At 72.6% G+C, this 16959-nt stretch carries 14 protein-coding genes; 5 read left to right on the top strand and 9 right to left on the bottom strand.

Annotated elements, in window-relative coordinates:
* Positions 1 to 77 precede the first annotated feature (77 nt).
* Positions 78 to 1364 carry an adenosylmethionine--8-amino-7-oxononanoate transaminase gene (bioA, locus tag WME89_RS04880; RefSeq protein ID WP_438008089.1) on the top strand — a complete coding sequence of 429 codons (1287 nt, stop codon included), beginning with the start codon at positions 78 to 80 and terminating at the stop codon, positions 1362 to 1364.
* A 20-nt stretch (positions 1365 to 1384) separates the two neighbouring features.
* Here the strand turns inward: bioA and WME89_RS04875 are convergent, their stop codons facing one another.
* Positions 1385 to 1849: a hypothetical protein gene (locus WME89_RS04875; protein WP_438008088.1), complete on the bottom strand. Its 465-nt coding sequence runs from the start codon at positions 1847 to 1849 to the stop codon at positions 1385 to 1387.
* Between the two features lie 206 nt (positions 1850 to 2055).
* On the opposite strand from WME89_RS04875, the gene WME89_RS04870 reads away from it, so the two are divergent.
* The 3 genes from WME89_RS04870 (at position 2056) to WME89_RS04860 (ending at position 5584) form a co-directional block, all read left to right on the top strand.
* Positions 2056 to 3564, top strand: a complete 1509-nt coding sequence (locus tag WME89_RS04870) for a sigma 54-interacting transcriptional regulator (RefSeq protein WP_438008087.1) — start codon at positions 2056 to 2058, stop codon at positions 3562 to 3564.
* Positions 3565 to 3798: 234 nt separating this feature from the next.
* Positions 3799 to 4722 (top strand): alpha/beta fold hydrolase, encoded by a 924-nt coding sequence (locus WME89_RS04865; RefSeq protein ID WP_438008086.1) that lies wholly within the window; start codon positions 3799 to 3801, stop codon positions 4720 to 4722.
* Between the two features lie 253 nt (positions 4723 to 4975).
* Positions 4976 to 5584: a hypothetical protein gene (locus WME89_RS04860; protein ID WP_438008085.1), complete on the top strand. Its 609-nt coding sequence runs from the start codon at positions 4976 to 4978 to the stop codon at positions 5582 to 5584.
* A 34-nt stretch (positions 5585 to 5618) separates the two neighbouring features.
* On the opposite strand, the gene WME89_RS04855 is transcribed toward WME89_RS04860, so the two are convergent.
* Entirely contained in the window at positions 5619 to 6143 is a 525-nt protein-coding gene (locus WME89_RS04855) for a hypothetical protein (protein ID WP_438008084.1), read from the bottom strand.
* 462 nt (positions 6144 to 6605) lie between these two features.
* Between WME89_RS04855 and WME89_RS04850 the strand changes: the two genes are divergently transcribed.
* Positions 6606 to 7262, top strand: a complete 657-nt coding sequence (locus WME89_RS04850) for a hypothetical protein (RefSeq protein ID WP_438008083.1) — start codon at positions 6606 to 6608, stop codon at positions 7260 to 7262.
* A 79-nt stretch (positions 7263 to 7341) separates the two neighbouring features.
* On the opposite strand, the gene WME89_RS04845 is transcribed toward WME89_RS04850, so the two are convergent.
* The 7 genes from WME89_RS04845 to WME89_RS04815 all read right to left on the bottom strand — a co-directional run bounded on the left by WME89_RS04845 (position 7342) and on the right by WME89_RS04815 (position 16858).
* Positions 7342 to 9918, bottom strand: coding sequence for a protein kinase domain-containing protein (locus WME89_RS04845; RefSeq protein ID WP_438008082.1), 2577 nt, complete (start codon positions 9916 to 9918; stop codon positions 7342 to 7344).
* A gap of 208 nt (positions 9919 to 10126) precedes the next feature.
* Positions 10127 to 10882, bottom strand: coding sequence for a hypothetical protein (locus WME89_RS04840; RefSeq protein WP_438008081.1), 756 nt, complete (start codon positions 10880 to 10882; stop codon positions 10127 to 10129).
* Between the two features lie 374 nt (positions 10883 to 11256).
* Positions 11257 to 11532, bottom strand: a complete 276-nt coding sequence (locus tag WME89_RS04835) for a PRC-barrel domain-containing protein (RefSeq protein WP_438008080.1) — start codon at positions 11530 to 11532, stop codon at positions 11257 to 11259.
* A gap of 94 nt (positions 11533 to 11626) precedes the next feature.
* Entirely contained in the window at positions 11627 to 13174 is a 1548-nt protein-coding gene (locus WME89_RS04830) for an ATP-binding protein (RefSeq protein WP_438008079.1), read from the bottom strand.
* A 56-nt stretch (positions 13175 to 13230) separates the two neighbouring features.
* Entirely contained in the window at positions 13231 to 14898 is a 1668-nt protein-coding gene (locus tag WME89_RS04825) for an ATPase domain-containing protein (protein WP_438008078.1), read from the bottom strand.
* Between the two features lie 23 nt (positions 14899 to 14921).
* On the bottom strand, positions 14922 to 15362 hold the full coding sequence (locus WME89_RS04820; protein WP_438008077.1) for a hypothetical protein: 441 nt from the start codon (positions 15360 to 15362) through the stop codon (positions 14922 to 14924).
* Positions 15359 to 16858: an RAD55 family ATPase gene (locus WME89_RS04815; protein WP_438008076.1), complete on the bottom strand. Its 1500-nt coding sequence runs from the start codon at positions 16856 to 16858 to the stop codon at positions 15359 to 15361. The genes WME89_RS04820 and WME89_RS04815 overlap by 4 nt, the downstream gene beginning before the upstream one ends.
* Between the last annotated feature and the right edge of the window lie 101 nt (positions 16859 to 16959).

The raw sequence follows: 16959 nt of genomic DNA, 5'->3' as shown, positions 1-16959 counted from the left end.
CGCGCGCTGGAGCGCGAGGGGCGAGCGGCGCAACGAGGACCAGACGCCGCCGGGCCGGCAGGCACCAGGAGAGCTCCGTGGCTGATCGAGACGATCTCGTTGCGCGCGACCGCCGCTGCGTCATGCACCCCTACGCCGCGCCCATCTCGAGCGCGCCGCTGTTCGCCGTCGACCGCGCCGAGGGCGTCCGCCTCACGCTGACCGACGGCCGCGAGCTGATCGACGGCATGTCGTCCTGGTGGGCCGCCATCCACGGCTACGGGCACCCTGCGCTGACGGCGGCCGTCAGCGCGCAGCTCGAGCGCATGAGCCACGTCATGTTCGGGGGCCTCACGCACGCGCCCGCGGTCGAGCTGTGCGAGACGCTCGTGGCGCTCACGCCCGAGCCGCTGACGCGCGTCTTCCTCGCCGACTCCGGATCCGTGTCCGTCGAGGTGGCCATCAAGCTCGCCTTGCAGTTCTTCCTGGCGCGGGGGCAGCCGGAGAAGCGGCGCCTGCTCAGCGTGCTCGGCGGCTACCACGGCGACACGTTCGGCGCGATGGCGGTCACCGATCCGGTCAACGGCATGCACCACCTCTTCCGCGGCGCGCTGGCGCAGCACCTGTTCGCGACCGCGCCGGGCCCGGCGTTCGACGCGCCCTGGTCGCCGGAGGCGCTGGGCAGCATGGCCGCGCTGCTCGAGGAGCACGCGCGCGAGGTAGCGGCCGTCATCCTCGAGCCCATCGTGCAGGGCGCCGGCGGGATGCGCTTCTACCACCCGCGCTACCTGCGCGAGCTGCGCGCGCTCTGCGACCGCCACGGCGTGCTGCTCATCCTCGACGAGATCGCGACCGGCTTCGGCCGCAGCGGGGAGCTGTTCGGCTGCCAGCACGCGGGCGTCGCGCCGGACATCATGTGCCTGGGCAAGTCCCTCACCGGCGGCACGATGACGCTGGCCGCAACGCTCTGCACGGAGCGCGTGGCCGAGACGATCGCCGGCCACGAGCCGCGCGTGTTCATGCACGGCCCCACCTTCATGGGCAATCCGCTCGCGTGCAGCGCCGCGCTGGCCAGCATCCGGCTGCTGCTCGAGTCGCCATGGCGCGCGCGCGTCTCGGCCATCGAGGCGCAGCTCCGCCGCGAGCTCGCCCCCTGCCGCGCGCTCGAGCCGGTCGCCGACGTGCGCGTGCTCGGCGCGATCGGGGTCGTCGAGCTCAAGCGGCCTGTCGACATGGCGCGCGTGCAGCCGGCGTTCGTGGAGCGCGGCGTCTGGCTACGACCGTTCGGGAAGCTCGTCTACACGATGCCGCCTTACATCATCGAGCCGGCAGACCTGTCGCGCATCACCCAGGCCATCGCGGGCGTGCTGTCCGAGCTCGGATGAGGCCCCGGCGCGGCGGCCGCTCACCTCGCGCCGGCGAGCTTCAGCACGGCGTCCCGCTCGGCGTCGGTCGGGTCGCGCTGGCAGTCCTTGCCGGCTTCGTGCAGGGAGTCGAGCTGGCGGACGAGATCTCCAGGGTCCACGCTCAGGCACCCCTGCTCGAACTCCGAGCACTCGGCGACGGAGAGCGCGGTCCCCGCGACGTAGCGGCAATCGGGATCCTGGGGCGGATACCTCAGGAAGGCGGCGGCCTGCTCGAGGAGACACGCGTCCGACGGCGTGTTCGCCTTCTTGCAGCGCGCGGCGGCGATGCGCGCCATCCGCTCCAGCTCGGGCGCAGGGTACATGGGGGCCCGGGGGCGGGGCGGGGCGACCTCGGCGCTCACGGCCGGCGGGCCCGCGGCGGGCCGCGCCGTCCCCTCGGAACACGCGCCCGCGAGGAGCGCGCACGCGCCGGCGAGCGCCGGCAGGGATCCCCCAGATCTCATGTAGCGACGAGTACCACACCCGCTCCGTCACCCGCAATCGGCCGCGCCCGGCCCGGCGCGCGCCTTCCAGCACCGGCGCCCCGTCTCCGGCTCCCACCGTCCAGCCATGGCGCGCGCGGTTCGGTTATCCTGGCGCATGGTGCGCGTGTGCCGCTCGCTGCCGCCGGTCCTGCCCGCCGCCGCGGCGGCGAGGTAGAACGGCCGCAGTGAGCAACGAGAGAGAGGCAGCTGGCGCGATGTCCGCCCGGAACCCCGCGCAGAACAGCGCGCATGACGGCGCGCACGGCGCCCTGGAGCTCGCTGTGTTCGCGGGCGGCCGCGTGACCCGGCACCCGCTGCCGGCCGAGGGCCGGGTGTCGCTCGGCCGGTCGAAGGAGAACGACGTCCCGATCGACGACAGCTCCGTCTCGCGCCGGCACGCGATCATCCACCTCGGCCCGCGGATCGCGATCGAGGACCTCGGGAGCGCGAACGGCACCCGCCTGCGCCGCGAGCGCAGCGCCGGGCCGACGACCAAGCTGCTCGAGCTCCAGCTCGAGCAGGGCAAGACCATGGAGCTCGCGGTCGGGGACGCGGTGAACCTCGGCTCGACGCTGGTCGTGATCCTGCCGCGCGAGGGCGCGACGAGCGCGGCGCCGGGCCAGGGGCAGGGCGAGCCCATCGTGCTCGACCCGGCGATGCAGCGGCTCTACGCGCTGGCCGAGCGCGTGGCCGGGGCGCCGATCACGGTGCTCCTGCTCGGCGAGACGGGCGCCGGCAAGGAGGTGCTGGCCGAGCACATCCACCGGCGCTCGCCGCGCGCGCAGGGGCCGTTCCTGCGGCTCAACTGCGCGGCGCTCTCCGAGTCGCTGCTCGAGAGCGAGCTCTTCGGCCACGAGAAGGGCGCCTTCACGAGCGCCGGCCAGGCGAAGCTCGGCCTGCTCGAGACGGCCGAGAAGGGCACCGTGCTGCTCGACGAGGTGGGCGAGCTGCCGCCGTCCATCCAGGTGAAGCTGCTGCGCGTCCTCGAGGACCGGAAGGTGATGCGCGTCGGGGGGCTGAGCCCGCGGCCGATCGACGTGCGCTTCCTCTCGGCCACGAACCGCGATCTCGCCGCCGAGGTGAAGCGGGGCGCCTTCCGGGAGGACCTCTTCTTCCGGCTCAACGGCATCGCGCTGACGATCCCGCCGCTCCGGGCGCGCGTGTCCGAGATCGCGCCGCTCGCGCGCGCGCTCGCCGCCAGGACCGCGGGCGCGCTCGGGCGCCGGGCGCCGGCGTTCGCCCCCGAGACGCTCGCCGCCCTGGAGGCGCACCGCTGGCCCGGCAACATCCGCGAGCTGCGCAACGTGATCGAGCGCGCGGTGGTGCTCTCCGGCGGGGACACGCTGCTCCCGGAGCACCTCCTGCTCGACGACGCCGCGGCGACGGCGCTGGAGACGAGCGCCGCGCCTCCGGCCGCGCCTCCGTCGACGCCGCATGCCGCGCCGGCGGCGGCGCCGCATGCCGCGCCCCCGCAGGCGGCTGACGAGGACGCCGGCGCCGCCCGGTCGAACCAGAGCGCGGGCGACCTGCGGAGCGAGCTCGACGCGATCGAGCGGCGCCGGATCGTCGACGCCCTGGAGCAGTGCGCCGGCAACCAGACGCAGGCCGCGGCGCTCCTCGGCATGCCCCGCCGCACCTTCGTGGCCCGGCTGGACGCCTACGGCATCCCGCGGCCGCGCAAGCGCAAGGGCTGACCCGATCCGCGGTCCTCCGGCCGCGCCGCGCCACGCGCCACCCGCGCCACGCGCCACCCGCGCCACCCGCGCCACCCGCGCCTCGCGCGCGCCCCACGCGCCCCATGCCGCCCACACAGCGGCTCCGGTCCTCCGGCGGCGCTTCGTGCTCCTCCATTACCTCCCAGGTAATCGCCGCCCGTCCGCGCCGTGGTTCAACTCCACCTCACGACGCAGACGAGAAGGAGAACCGCAATGGCTGAACAGAACATCGACACGTCGTTCGCACCGGCGAAGGCCGAAGCCGGTCCGGCGGCGACACCGGAGCTGCCGCCCGCGCGAGCAGCGCATGGCAAGCCCCATCGCGCCCCCGGCCCGTTCATCGAGACCCGGGACGGCGCGCTCCTCTTCCACCGCGACTGGGGCGCTGGCAAGCCCGTGCTGTTCCTCTCCGGCTGGGCGCTGAGCAGCGAGATGTGGGGCTATCAGATGCTCGACCTCGCCGACAACGGCCTGCGCTGCGTCGCCTATGACCGGCGCGGCCACGGCCGCTCGAGCGATCCGGGGCGCGGCTACGACCACGACACGCTCGCCGACGACCTCGCCGCCGTGCTGGAGCAGCTCGATCTGCGCGAGGTCACGCTGGTGGGGCACTCGATGAGCGGCGGCGAGATCGTCCGCTACCTCTCGCGCCACGGCGCCGGCCGGATCGCGCGCGCCGTGTTCCTGGCGCCGACCACGCCGATGCTCCTCGAGGCGCCTGACAACCCGGACGGCCTCGACCGGCTCCTCGTCGAGCAGGTGCGCGCCGCGATGCGCGCGGACTACCCGGGCTGGCTGGCCGACAACGCGGCGCCGTTCTTCATGCCCGACACGTCGCCCGCGACGATGGACTGGGTGCGACAGCTGATGCTCCAGTGCTCGATGAAGGCCTTGATGGACTGCAACCTCGCCTCCGTGGAGGCCGACTTCCGCGACGAGCTGCGCCGGATCGAGGTGCCGACCCTCGTCATCCACGGCGACCGCGACGCGTCGGCGCCGCTCGCGCTCACCGGCGAGAAGACGGCCGCGCTCGTCCCGGGCAGCCGCCTCATCGTCTACGAGGGCGCGCCGCACGGGCTGTTCATCACCCACCGCGAGCGGCTCGGCCGCGATCTCCTCGCCTTCGCGCAGCGCTGAGCGGCCGCGCCTCCCTCCGCGCGCCGCGCCGCCTCGAAGCTCCACAGGGCCCGCAGGCACGGCTTGCGCAGCCCCTGCTCAACTCGCGCCGACGCGGCGCGATCCGCGGCGCCGGCGCGCGAGGCCTCCCCGGATCCGGCCCGGATCCCCGAGTCCCCGCGGTGGCACGACACCTGCTGAGACGACCAACGCCGCGCGCAGCGCCGCCATTCCGGCAGGAGAGCGCGCAGGCCTATCTCAAGGAGTCTCTATCATGGTGCGTGCATTCATCGCTTCGCTGATCGTCTCGTTGCTCGCTGGCTGCGCCGTGACGCCCGCAGAGGAGGCAACCGAGGAGGATCTCGTCCCGGCCGACGCGACGGCAGAGCAGCCGGCGTCGAGCGCGGCGCTGTTCGCTACGACGGTGGCGGAGGCGGAAGGCGCCGCGGCCGCGTACTCCTCGACGGTGACGTTCAATGCGGAGACGCCGTTCTACATCCCGCCGCGCGTCGGCGGCGATAGCGACTTCAGCGGGAACGGGCCGAGCGTCTACCTGATAACGGGGCTCCACCTCGTCAATGGCAACGAGGTCTGGGCCACCGTCCATATCGATGCCAAGGAGACCAAGAGCGACTGGACGCAAGCCACGGGGACCGGCTGGTTCCACCTCTACACGGCCCCCCGCGAGATCACCGCGATCTTCGCCCAGCCGTTCCTGGAGCACAAGTACGTCGACACCGACCACGACCGCGACATCTTCGGGTTCCCCGCCGGCTACCTCGTGTCCCGGCTCGAGTACGTCGGCGACACAAAGGGAAACGAGGCAGGGTCCAGGACCGGAGTCAAGGTCGTCTTCCAGCCCATCACGGTGGGCCTGCTGTAACCTGCCGAGAGGAGCGCGCGGGCGGCGCGAAAGGTCACCTCGCGCCGACCAGCTTCAGCACCTCTTCGCGCTCGAAATCGGTCGGCTCCCGATTGCAATCCTTGCCGGCGTTCTGCAGGGCCGTGATCTGGTGGTCGAGGTCCTTGGGGTCCACGCTCTGGCAACCCTCGTTGAAATCGGAGCACTCGGCGACGGAGATCGCGGTCCCCGACACGTAACGGCAATCCGGGTCCTCGGGCCGGAACTTGAGGAACGGGGCCGCCTCGTTGAGCAGACACGACGAGTCCGAGGACGCGTTCGCCTTCTTGCAGCGCGCCGAAGCGACGCGGGCGACCCGCCGCAGCTCCTCCTTCGGATAGCTGCGGCCCCGCGGGCGAGCCGCGCTCTCCGCCGCAGGAGCGGCCGGAGCCGGCGCGCCGGACGACATCCCGGCCCCGGCCGTGGAGGGCGCGCCCTCCCCGAGGCCCTCCGGCGTCGAGGGAGAGAGCGGTGTAGAGGAAGCGCACCCGCAGGCGAGGAGCGCGGTGACTGTGATGAGAAGAATTCCCCCAACCTTCATGGGAGTCTCATATCACACATCGTCCCGCACCTGCAATGGCGCCCGCAATGCAGCGCTCTCACGCGGGGGCACTCCGGCGCCTGGTCAATGCGTGAAGAATTGCAGTGTGAGCGCTCCCGCCGCGCACCGGGGCTGTCGAGCACGCGGGCCGCAAGCGGGCCGCGCGCTCGACGCGCTCCGCTTGCGCAGACCTTGCGCAAGTCGAGCGAGGTCCACGCGATCCGCGGCGCCGCGGCGCGAGGGCACCCCGGCGCTCCCCCGGAACCTCGCGTCCTCGCGGTGGCACGACGCCTGCTGAAGCCCTCTGCGCAGGGCCGCGATCGACACATCAACGAGGTCCGGGGCCCCATCCCTGTCGACGCCGCGAGGTCGACGGCGACCGACGCGCGCCGGGCAGATCCGCCAGGGAACCGGGTAGCATCCGAGACGTTTCACCAGAGCAACCAGGAGATCATCGAACCCATGAGCACTGGATCAGGCAAAGGCGAGCTGGAGCCCAACGAGGGAACCACCTCGGTGATCGGGACGGAGCAGACGGATCAGACGCAGATCCCCATCGACGCGAAGCTCCGCTTCCTGGACGCGAGGACCGGCGGTCCGCTCATCCACCTGGCCGTGACGGGCTCGACCCCGCCCAGCGGCTACGCGCCGAAGGTCGAGTACTGGTCGCGGCGCGACGCCGTGAAGGCGGACATCATGACCCTCGAGTCGAGCACGTTCACGAACCGCCCGGGCACGCCGGGGTACCCGAAGGAGTTCACCGACTGGATCGCCGGGGGTAACGTGCTCGCGACGGCGCAGGAGGCCTCGACGCAGGAGTGGCTCCTGGGCATCTACCAGCCGACGGCGCCGATCAACGCGCTCTACTGGGCCGCCGATCCGGACGCGCCGAGCACGAAGCGGATCGGCCTCCTCGTGGAGTGCGGGCCCTCCAGCGAGCTGCTCAACGTGATCTGGTACAAGATGACGCAGCCCCAGAACGGGCTCATCTTCCAGAAGGTCCCGAGCAAGCTGACCTTCACGAAGGTGTACGTCAACAGCGCGCCGTCGACCGATCCGCGCGCCATCGACCCGCAGGCTTCCTGGTACTTCTACCACGGCACGATGCGGCTCCTGTGAGCGCCCCGCGCGTCCGAAGCCTGCCCCTGGCGCCGACGCCGCGCACGCGGGCAGGCCTCGGGCGCCGGGCGGCGGCCGCTCACCCCGGCAGCGAGCGCGCCAGCCGGAAGCCGATCATCCCGAAGTGATCCGTGGGCTTGCCCGCGAAGCGCCCCGCGGCGCGGCACAGGTTCGGCGACGTGGACCACGCGCCGCCCCGCGCCGCGCGGAAGTCCGCGTCGTCGTCGTCGGCCGGATCGAGCAGCACGATCCCCTGCTCGGTCCGCGGCCCCTCGCGCTTCCAGGCGTTGATGCACCAGTCGCGCACGTTGCCCGCCGCGCCGCGCACGCCGTACGGGCTCTCGTCGAGCGGGAAGTCGTCCACGGGCCGGCGGCCGGCGACGTCCTCGTGGCTGCCCAGCATGCACCCCCAGGTCGGCTCCAGGAAATCGCCCCACGGCATGCAGCGGCCGTCGACGCCCCGCGCCGCCTTCTCCCATTCGAGCTCGTTCAGGAGGCGCCACCGCGCGCCCGTCTCGGCGGCGTACCACGCCGCGTAGCGCATCGCCGCGCGCCAGTGGACGAAGGAGACGGGCATCCGCGGCTCCTCCTGCGCGTGGGCCGGCAGGCAACCGAGCCGGAAGCTGCCGTCGCCGTCCCGCTCGAAGCGGAGCGAGTCAGGGCCCGAGCCCGAGGCGGCGCGGCCGAGCGACAGGCGCGGGCAGCACTCGAGCGCCTCGGCCTCGCGCCCGCCCGCCACGAGCGCGTTCAGGAAGGCGAGGTACTCGGCGTTGGTGACCGGGTGCCTCCGGACGATGAACCCGTCGCACCAGAGCCGGCGCCGCGGGAGGCTGTCCCCCGCGTCGGGATCGCCGCCGGAGAGGAACCAGCCGGCGGGCACGTGGACGTCGTCCTCGCCGAGCTCGCCGAGCCGGAGGAGGCGGACCGGGTGCGGCGCCCCCTCGCCGGGCCGGACGCCGTCCCAGCGCCGCCCGCGCTCGATGAGCACGGGGTAGCGCGCCTCGTGGTACCCCGGCGCGCGCAGCGTGAGGAGGTAGCTGCCGCGCGGGAGCGTCACCCCGAGCAGGGGCGTGGGGCCGAGCTCGCGCGCGGGCTCGGGCACGAGCCTGCGGTCGCGCTCGACGTAGCGGTGGAGGGTGACCTCGGCCCCCGCGGGGGCTGTCGCGAGCGTGAGCTCCCCGTCGCCGGCGAGCAGCACCGCGTGGCGGCCGCGGTCGTGCTGCCGCAGGAGCGCCTCGGCGCGCGCGGCGCCGCGCGGATCCCTCGCCTCCTCGGCCTCGGCGAGCTCCGCCGCGTAGTGGTCGGCGAGCGCCTCGTGCGCCTCGCGGAGGTCCGGCGCCTCGTTCAGCGCGGAGCGGAGGGTCTGCATCCACTCGACCTGGCCGAGCGACGCGGCCTGCTCGAGGCGCTCGGCCTCGTCCTCGATCCGCCACCCGCGCGCCTTCCGCTCGGCCGGGTCGAACGAGCTCAGGCCGTCGAGGATCGCCCGCGCCTCGTCGCGCAGCGCCCGCGCCCGCGCCCGGGTCGCCTCGAGCTCCGGCTGGATCGCCCGCGCCCGGTCGACGATGGCGAGCGCGCGCTCGCGCCGCCGCGCGCCGTCGAGCCAGCTCCGGATGTCGGCGGCGAGCGCGCCCGCGTCGGGGTGGCGCGCCTCCGGGGCGAGCGCCATGGCGCGGGCGCAGATGGCCGCGAGCTCCGCGGGCACCTCGTGGGGGGCGACCTCCTCGACCGGCCTGAGGCTGCCGCCGAGCAGCGCGCTCCACACGGCCGCGAGGTGGCCGTCGTAGGGGTGGCGCCCGGCGAGGATCTCGTAGAGCACGACGCCGAGCGCGTAGATGTCGGTCGCCGCGCCGAGGCGGTCGGCCTCGCCGCGCGCCTGCTCGGGGGCCATGTAGAGGAGCGTGCCCAGCACCTCGCCGGGCTGCGTGAGCGGGGCTGCCTCGATGAAGTCCGCCGCGTCTGCCGCCGCGGGCGGCGTCGCGGCGGGCCGCGCGAGGCCCCAGTCCATCACGAGGACCTCGCCGAACTCGCCGATCATCACGTTGGCCGGCTTGAGATCGCGGTGCATCACGCCGCGGCTGTGCGCGTAGGCGACGGCCTCGCAGACGCGGAGGAACGTGTCGATCGCCCGCCGCAGCGCGACCGGCGAGAGGCTCCCGCCGCCGGCCGCGTACATCTCGGCGATCACCTCGCCGAGCGTGCGCCCGCGGACCTCCTTCATGGTGAACCACAGCCGCCCGTCGGCGAGCGCGCCGCACTCGTGCACGGGCACGATCCCCGGGTGCTGGAGCGCCGCGGTCAGGCGCGCCTCGGCGAGGAAGCGTGCGCGATCGCTCATGGCGTCGCGCCCCTCGGGCGTCTGGACCTTCATCGCGAGCACGCGCCCCATGATGCGGTCGCGCACGCGGCGCACCTCGCCCATGCCTCCGCGCCCGATGCAGCCGAGGTCCTCGTAGCGGTCCTCGGCGGAGAGGCGCTCGGGCGCGGTGACGGAGATGGGGGGCGGCTCGGGCTTCGACGAGCTCGGGGGGGTCACGCGCAGCCTGAAGGTGACGTCCGACGCGGCGCCTGCCGGCGACGTTTCCCCTGGCTCGGCCGCGGCCGGCGCGCACGCGGGCTGCGTCCGCTCCATCTCCTCGCGCTGGCTGCGGTTCATGAGCCGTCGACTCCGCGGACCGCGCTCGGGGGCCTGTCCGAGCCGAGATCCGCGCCGACTCTATCGTCCGATCGCGCGCGTCTCAACCCGACGGGGCCTGTCGAGCCGCGGGCGGGGGCGCGCCCAGCGCACAGCGCCCCACGCGAGGAGCGCAGCGCGCCTGGCGTCTCGGCGTTCTTCCGGTGTTCCTGTCCAGCCACACGGCGCGCTAGGAGTTCAGCAGGAAGCCGAGGCCGCCGGTGAGGCCGAGCTGGAGCGAGTCGCTGTCCTGGAGGCCTCCGCCTTGCGTGCCCTTGATGCTGGCGACCCGCAGGACGAGCTCCGGGGCCACGTGCAGATAGACGTGCTTCGTGGGCCGGTAGACGAGCCCGAGGTCGACGACGCCGATGAACGCGCTCATCGACTGGCGCCCCTCGTCCTGCCAGATCGCCTCGGTGCGGGCGCCGCTGTACCCGAGCCCGACGCGCGGCCACAGCGTGATCGGCTCGTTCAGCGCGATGGCGTAGCCGACGCGCGGCACGACGGAGACCGCGAGGGAGTGGCCCTTTGCGATGTCGTCGTCGGGCATGCGGTATTCACCGCTCATGTACGAGAGGCCGAGGGTGCCTCCGACGGAGAGCTGGTCGGTCACGAACACGTCGATGGAGGGCGAGACCCAGCCCGTGTGTGTCCTCGACGAGCGCGTGTCCGAGAACGTGTAGCCGACGATCCCCGTGTACCCCGTGGCGCCCCAGGATCCCTGGTTGCGGAGCCCGGCGATCATGTTCGGTCCGAGGTGGCCGCCCTCGGTCGTCACCCCGACGATGTTGTCGAGGGCGACCTGCCCGCGCCCTCCGAAGTGGTCTATTGCGGGCTCGCTCGCGCGCGCGCCGGCCTCTGCGCGCGCGGCGCCGGCGGAGAACGTGGCCAGAGCGATCATCAGGATGGCGATGCGAACAGGGCGGGTCCGGTGGTTGAGCAGCATGAGTCCCCTCTCGATGTCCGGGCCAGCGGTCGCTGACCCGCCATAAGGACGAGCGCAGATCGGCGCGCTCCGCCGGAGACCGCGGGCGCGACGGCATCGCGTTTCCCCCTCGGTCCGCCGCAGTCAACGCCAGACAGCCACGCTGCCTTTCTGCCATGTTGTCAATCGCTCCAACCAGCTGGAATCCGACGAGCGCTCCTGGACACCCCCTCTTCACCCGCGAGCCGCCCCCACGCAGCGCGAGGCGGCGCCTCTGCGCTCGCCCCCTCGGCGCCTCATCCAACCTCACGAAGCTGATGTCTGACCTGAGCAGAACCGGGCTCGCGTCCCTGCCCGTAGGCCCCCGGGGAGGGGGCCGGCCGCCCTGGTTCCAGCTAGCCGGGCGTCAGCAGACTCCGCGCCTCGGTCCGCAGCACGACCGCCTGCCCGAGGCTCTGGATGGCCTCGACCGGCACATCGAGCACCCCCGCGCGGAACAGCCCGTGCTGCACGCCGAGCACGTCCGCCGCCTCGGCCCGGAGCTTCACCCGCACCCCCGCGAGCTTGAACGACTCGCTGTCCAGGTAGAGCTGCTCCACCTCCCCGATCACGTTGCCCTCGGCGTCGACCACCGAGTGCCCCCGCACATCCTGCTCGTACGTCAATCGCATGGCGCTCGCTCCCCGTAGGGCGAAAGCACGACGCAGGCCACCCGGCCGCCGCGGCGCCGTATCCCCCGCGCGCACCGCCGCGAGCGCGCCCTGATCAGCTCGGACGCTGGTGAGGGCGGGAGTCGAGCGGCAGCTCCAGGGTGAAGGTGGTCCCGCGCTCGGCGTCGCTCACCAGCGTCACCCGCCCTCCGTGCGCCTCGGCGCACCCGCGCACGAACGTGAGGCCGAGCCCCCACCCTCGCTGCCCGCCCGCCATGGCCGCCCGGGTCCGGACGAACGGCGCGAACAGGCGAGCCTGGTCCTCGGCCGGGATCGGCGGGCCCTCGTTGTGCACCGCCACGACAGCGTGCTCCGACGCCTTCTCGACGGTGATGACGACCGGCGCGCCGGTCGCTCCGTACTTGAGCGCGTTGCTCGCCAGGTTCCAGATCGCGCGGTGCAGCTCCCCCGCGCTCCAGATCCCCTCGAGGCACGCCGCTCCCCGGAGCACGGGGCGCTGGTCATGGAACGAAGCGAGGTCGTCGACCACCTCGCGCGCGATCGCGACGAGATCGCACGCGCCGAGCAGCAGCGGGAGCCCGTGCCCGGCGCGGATCCGCTGCACGTCGAGCAGGGTGCGGATCATCTCGTCCATGCGGGTCAGGCTGCGGACGATCCTCCCGGCGAGCACCTGCGGGTCGTACCCTGCCCGGTTCATCCCGATGACCTCGGCGGCGTACATCGCCGCGGTCATCGTGCTCCGGAGGTCGTGGGTGATGAACGACATGCACTGCTCGCGGACCTGCTCGAGCTCGCGGATCTGCGTCACGTCCCGGTAGAGGTTCATCGCGAGCGCCACCTGACCCCGCGCGTCGCGCACGGCGCCGCCGCTCAGGACGATGTGCCGCACGGCGCCGTCTGGAAGGTGCAGGAGCACCTCCTCCTCGGCGAGCGGCTCGCCCCGCACGATCCGGGACAGCACTTCCTGCTCGAAATCGAGGGGCGCGCCGTCGAGGTGCCTGAAGTCGCAGCGGCGGTAGTCGTCCAGCGTCGGGCGCTCGCTGGCGAGGCCGAGCATCTCACGGCCGGCAGGGTTCACGAGGACGACCTCGCGGGTCGCGCCGAACACCGTGACACCCTGGGACATCACGTCGAGGAGCGCCCTGAGCTCGGTCGCGCTCTGGCCCGCCCGCTCCGCGAGCTCCTGCTCCCGGATCCCGGCGACGATGAGCTTCTCGTTGGCCTCCTTGACGTCCCGGGCGGCCTGGGCCTCGCGGGCGCGCACCGCAACCTGCTCCGTCGTGTCGAGGAGCTGCACGACGAGCCCCCGCTGGCGGGCCCGCTCGTCGAGGAGCGGGGCCACGATGGCGGTGCCATGGATGACCCTCCCCTCCAGGCACGCGAACGCTACATCTGTCGCCACGTCGGTCACGCCGTCCCGGAACACGCGATCGAGCAGCGCCTCGAGGGCCTCCGCGCCGTGAACCAGGCTGGCGAAGCGAACCCCGGCAGGCGTACCGGACGGCACCACGGGCAACCCGCAGAACGCGGGGTTCGCGTAGAGGACGAGGTGCTCTCCCGTCACGGTCAGGAGGGTCGGAAGCGGAGATCGCTCGACCGCAGGCCGGTACCGGTGGATGAGGTCCACGTCTGTGTCAGGCATTGACGCGCCGTCCCCCCCCCCCCCACACAGCGTGTACATGATCCAGGGTCCCTTATCTATCGTCCGAGCGGCCGGACGATCGATCGGTATACCACGCTCCCGTCCTCCTGGATCTCGATGAGGTAACTCAGCTCGACAAGGCGGGCCAGCGCCCGCGACAGCGCGGGAGGATCGATCCCGATCGACTCGGCCAGGCGCTCGGCCGTCGCTTCCCCGAGCTCCTGCACCTCGGCGAGCACGGCGCGCTCGAGGTCGGTTATCCCTGGTAAGCCCGCCGGCTCGAGGCGAGACGGCTTCGGGACGCCCGTCAAGACGCCGTGGTAGCCGGTGAGCGGCGCGGTCACCCTCATCCCCCGGGAGGAGATCTCGTAGAAGTGCAGGTACTGGCTGTGCCGGCTCCTGCGCATCTTGGCGACGGTGAGCACCTTGCGCAGCTGGCCGTCGATCTCGGCGTAGCGCAGGAAGATGATGTTGTTCGCCAGGAAAGAGACGGCGTGCGGGCTGAAGTTGATCTTGTCGAAGGACTCCGTCACCTCGATGGTGAGCAGGACGCTCACGCCTCCGCCCGTCAGCGCCCCGACCATGCGGTAGAGCGACTCCCGGAAATCGTCGCGGAAGCTGGGCGACAGCGCCAGCTCGAGGCCGTTCAGGGAGTCGATCACGAGCCGCCTGGCGCCGATCTGCGCCACGGCCTGCTGCACCTCGTGGAGGACCTCGTCGGCGGAGAGATCGAGCGGCCTGAAATAGAGCACGCGGAGCTGCTGCTGCCGCGCCATGGCCTCGAGGTCGAACCCCATCTCCTTCGCCCGGAGGAGGAACTCTTCCGGGTGCTCCTCGAAGAGGGCGAGCACCGCGGGCTCGCCGTGCTTGGTCCCCTCGCCGGCGAAGTGGATGCTCACGGTCGTCTTGCCCGAGCCTGACGGGCCCGCCACGAGCGTCGCGTCGCCCGTGAGCGGGCCGCCGCCCAGCATCTCGTCGAGCCCTGGCACACCGAGGGAGGCGCGGCGCCGCTCGGGGAGCTCCTCCGCGCCCGGGAGCCGCGACATCGCCCGCGGGAAGACCTGGATCCCCTGCGCGCTGATGCGGAAGGTGTGGAGACCGGGGAGCGCCGCCTGCCCCCTCATCTTCATCACCTCGATCTTGCGGACCGTGGAGTTCCGCTCCTTGCGCTGCGAGAGCAAGACGATCCCGTCCGCGATGGTGAAGACGGGGTTGTTGTGCATCTCGCTGTCCGAGTACTCGCCGACAAGGAAGGAGGTCACCTGCCAGCTCGTGAGGTGGAGCGCGAGCCGCTGCAAGAAGCCCTGCAGCTCCATGTCGCCCCCGACATACGCGCGCACCACCGTGCGGAAGGAGTCGACCACCACGATGGCGGGGTTCGTCTGCTCGACGTGCTGCACGATGCGCTCGAGCAGCGCCGCGGGGTCCTCCGCGAGCACCTCGCGGCTCAGGTCGATGAACCGGATCACCGTGCCCACCTTCTCGGGGTCGAAGAAGCCCAGCTGCTGCTGGTAGCGCAGCATCTTGAGGGACGGCTCCCCGAGGACGGTGAAGTAGAGGGCCGGCCGCTCGGCCGAGGCGTTGGCGAACGTGAGCTGGTGGGCCAGCGTCGTCTTGCCGGCGCCCGGCGGGCCGGCGATGAGGTTGAACGAATACTCGGGGAGCCCGCCGCCGAACACCTTGTCCAGACCAGGGATCCCCGTCGACAGGAGCTTCAGACCCATTCTCTCTCCGTCCCTCATGGCACCTAGGCCTCCTCCCTGCCGGAGCCTTCCGCACCGTCGGACAGACCCGTCCAGCCCCTGCGCAGCAGGCGGAAGGTGAGGCCTTCACCGATGAAGCTGCAGAGCAAGGTGATGATGTTGTCGAGGAGCACCACCGCGGCCTCGCGCGCCTGGGCTGCTCCCTCGCGCTCGATCAGCTCGGTCATCCCTCTCATCACGACGGTATCCTCACACGTGACATCGCAGGCGTTGAAGGCGGGGTGGGACCGCCTGGTGAGGTGAACGGCGCGCGCCAGGACCGCCTGGAAGCCCGCCGGCCCGATCACCGTGGACAAGACCTGGTAGAGCCGGCGGAGGGCGCCCTCGGTCCCCTGCGCGATATCGGCCGGCGTCTCGCGGCCGGCGAGCTCGTGCTCGATGATCCGCCGCGACAGCGCGCGCGCCCCGGCGTCGTCTGGGCTCACCTCGTGTCCTCGGGGCGGCCGGGGGCCATCCCCCGCCGCTTCACGCGGCGCTCCGAGGGCAGCCTCGCTATCCCCGTCAGCAGCCCCTCGATGCTCTCACCCCGCGAGAGCACGCGGATCCCCTCGCCGCCGATCTCGTACTGACGGATGGAGTGGTCGTGCATGGTGTCGCGCATCTTGAGGATCGACAGGATCCGCCGGAGCGTGCCCTGGAACTCGACGTGGCGGAGGAGGATCACGTTCTCGGCGAGCACCGCGAGCGGGGAGCAGGCGAAGTCGAGCTCGGGCCCCACCACCTGCCCTGTCTCCCAGGTGAAGAGCGTCGTGACGCCCCGCCCGCGCAGGAGCTCCGCCAGGGAGGCCAGGACGCCGCGCCGGCGCCGCTCGTCGGGGATCGTGTGATCGAGCTCGGCCAGGCCGTCGACGCACAGGCGCGTCGCGCCCGTGCGCTCGAGCACGGCCATGCTGTCCGCGAGCACCTCGTCGACCACGAGGTCCACGGGCAGGCGGCGGAGGACGGTGATGATCCCTTCCTTGACCGGGCCCTCGAGGTCCATGCCGAAGGAGCGCGCCCTGACGACCAGCTCGGGGTACGGCTCGCGGAACCCGACGAGGAGCCCCTTCTGGCCCTGCCGCGCCCCCTCGATGAGGTAGTGCAGCAGGACGAGCGTCTTGCCCGTGCCGGGGGCGCCGGCGGCGATCGTGACGCTGCCGCGGGGCAATCCGCCCGACATCATCGCGTCGAGCTCGGGCTGCCCGGACGACAGCCGCTCTGCCGTCGGCGGCGCCACGGCGGGGAGCGGGCGTGACTCGAAGCGCGGGTAGACGGCCAGGCCGTCGGCGGTGATCCGGACGGCGTGGCTCCCGAGCACGCAGGCGGTGCCGCGGTTCTTCCACATCCTCAGCGCGCGGACCTGTTGCCGGTGCGCGTCGGGATGCTGGAGCTCGACGACGGCGTCGCTCATGGTGAACTCCGGCGGCGTGCTCCCGTGCATGTCGGGCACCTCCGAGGTCGTCACGACGGTGGTGCAGCCGAGCGCCGCGAGCGCGACGCTGACTTCATGCAGGAAGTAGCGTTGCTCGGCCGAGTCGGGGTGGAGGTCGCGGAGCGTCATCAGGCCGTCGAGGACGAGGAGCTGGGCCTCGTGCGACCGCGCTGTCTCGATCAGGGCGCTGGCGACCTCCGCGACGCCTCGCCGGACGAGCGGGTAGATGCTCTCCAGGAAGAGCCTCTTGCCGATGAGCCGCGGGTCCCAGAACGACATGGTCCCGATGTGCGCGATGAGCCGGGAGGCGGGCTCGGCGAGCGTCGAGATGTAGACGACCGGTCGGCCCGCCGACGCCGCGTGGAGCGCCATCTGGAAGACCATCGTGGTCTTGCCGGCGCCGGGAGGACCGAACACGAGGAGCATGCCTCTCTCGAAGAGGCCGCCGCCGAGCACGTGGTCCAGGCCGGGGATTCCTGTATCGAGGAATTTCGTCGGGTTGCTCGCCATGTCCACAGTCAGCACGCGCGCGGAGGCGGTCACGACCGGGAGCTGCGCCGGGGCCTCGTGCTCCACAAAGCACGAGCGCGCGGCGGCGGCAAGCGAGCGAC

The organism is Sorangium sp. So ce321, assembly GCF_051530195.1.
In the GTDB taxonomy this organism is placed as follows: Bacteria; Myxococcota_A; Polyangia; order Polyangiales; family Polyangiaceae; genus Sorangium.
This window is presented reverse-complemented; position numbering and strand designations above follow the sequence as displayed.

Coding starts and splice junctions, on each gene's coding strand:
- WME89_RS04875 (WP_438008088.1), bottom strand. CDS start 1,849: ATGAGATCTGGGGGATCCCTGCCGGCGCTCGCCGGCGCGTGCGCGCTC.
- WME89_RS04865 (WP_438008086.1), top strand. CDS start 3,799: ATGGCTGAACAGAACATCGACACGTCGTTCGCACCGGCGAAGGCCGAA.
- WME89_RS04860 (WP_438008085.1), top strand. CDS start 4,976: ATGGTGCGTGCATTCATCGCTTCGCTGATCGTCTCGTTGCTCGCTGGC.
- WME89_RS04855 (WP_438008084.1), bottom strand. CDS start 6,143: ATGAAGGTTGGGGGAATTCTTCTCATCACAGTCACCGCGCTCCTCGCC.
- WME89_RS04850 (WP_438008083.1), top strand. CDS start 6,606: ATGAGCACTGGATCAGGCAAAGGCGAGCTGGAGCCCAACGAGGGAACC.
- WME89_RS04845 (WP_438008082.1), bottom strand. CDS start 9,918: ATGAACCGCAGCCAGCGCGAGGAGATGGAGCGGACGCAGCCCGCGTGC.
- WME89_RS04840 (WP_438008081.1), bottom strand. CDS start 10,882: ATGCTGCTCAACCACCGGACCCGCCCTGTTCGCATCGCCATCCTGATG.
- WME89_RS04835 (WP_438008080.1), bottom strand. CDS start 11,532: ATGCGATTGACGTACGAGCAGGATGTGCGGGGGCACTCGGTGGTCGAC.
- WME89_RS04830 (WP_438008079.1), bottom strand. CDS start 13,174: ATGCCTGACACAGACGTGGACCTCATCCACCGGTACCGGCCTGCGGTC.
- WME89_RS04825 (WP_438008078.1), bottom strand. CDS start 14,898: ATGGGTCTGAAGCTCCTGTCGACGGGGATCCCTGGTCTGGACAAGGTG.
- WME89_RS04815 (WP_438008076.1), bottom strand. CDS start 16,858: ATGGCGAGCAACCCGACGAAATTCCTCGATACAGGAATCCCCGGCCTG.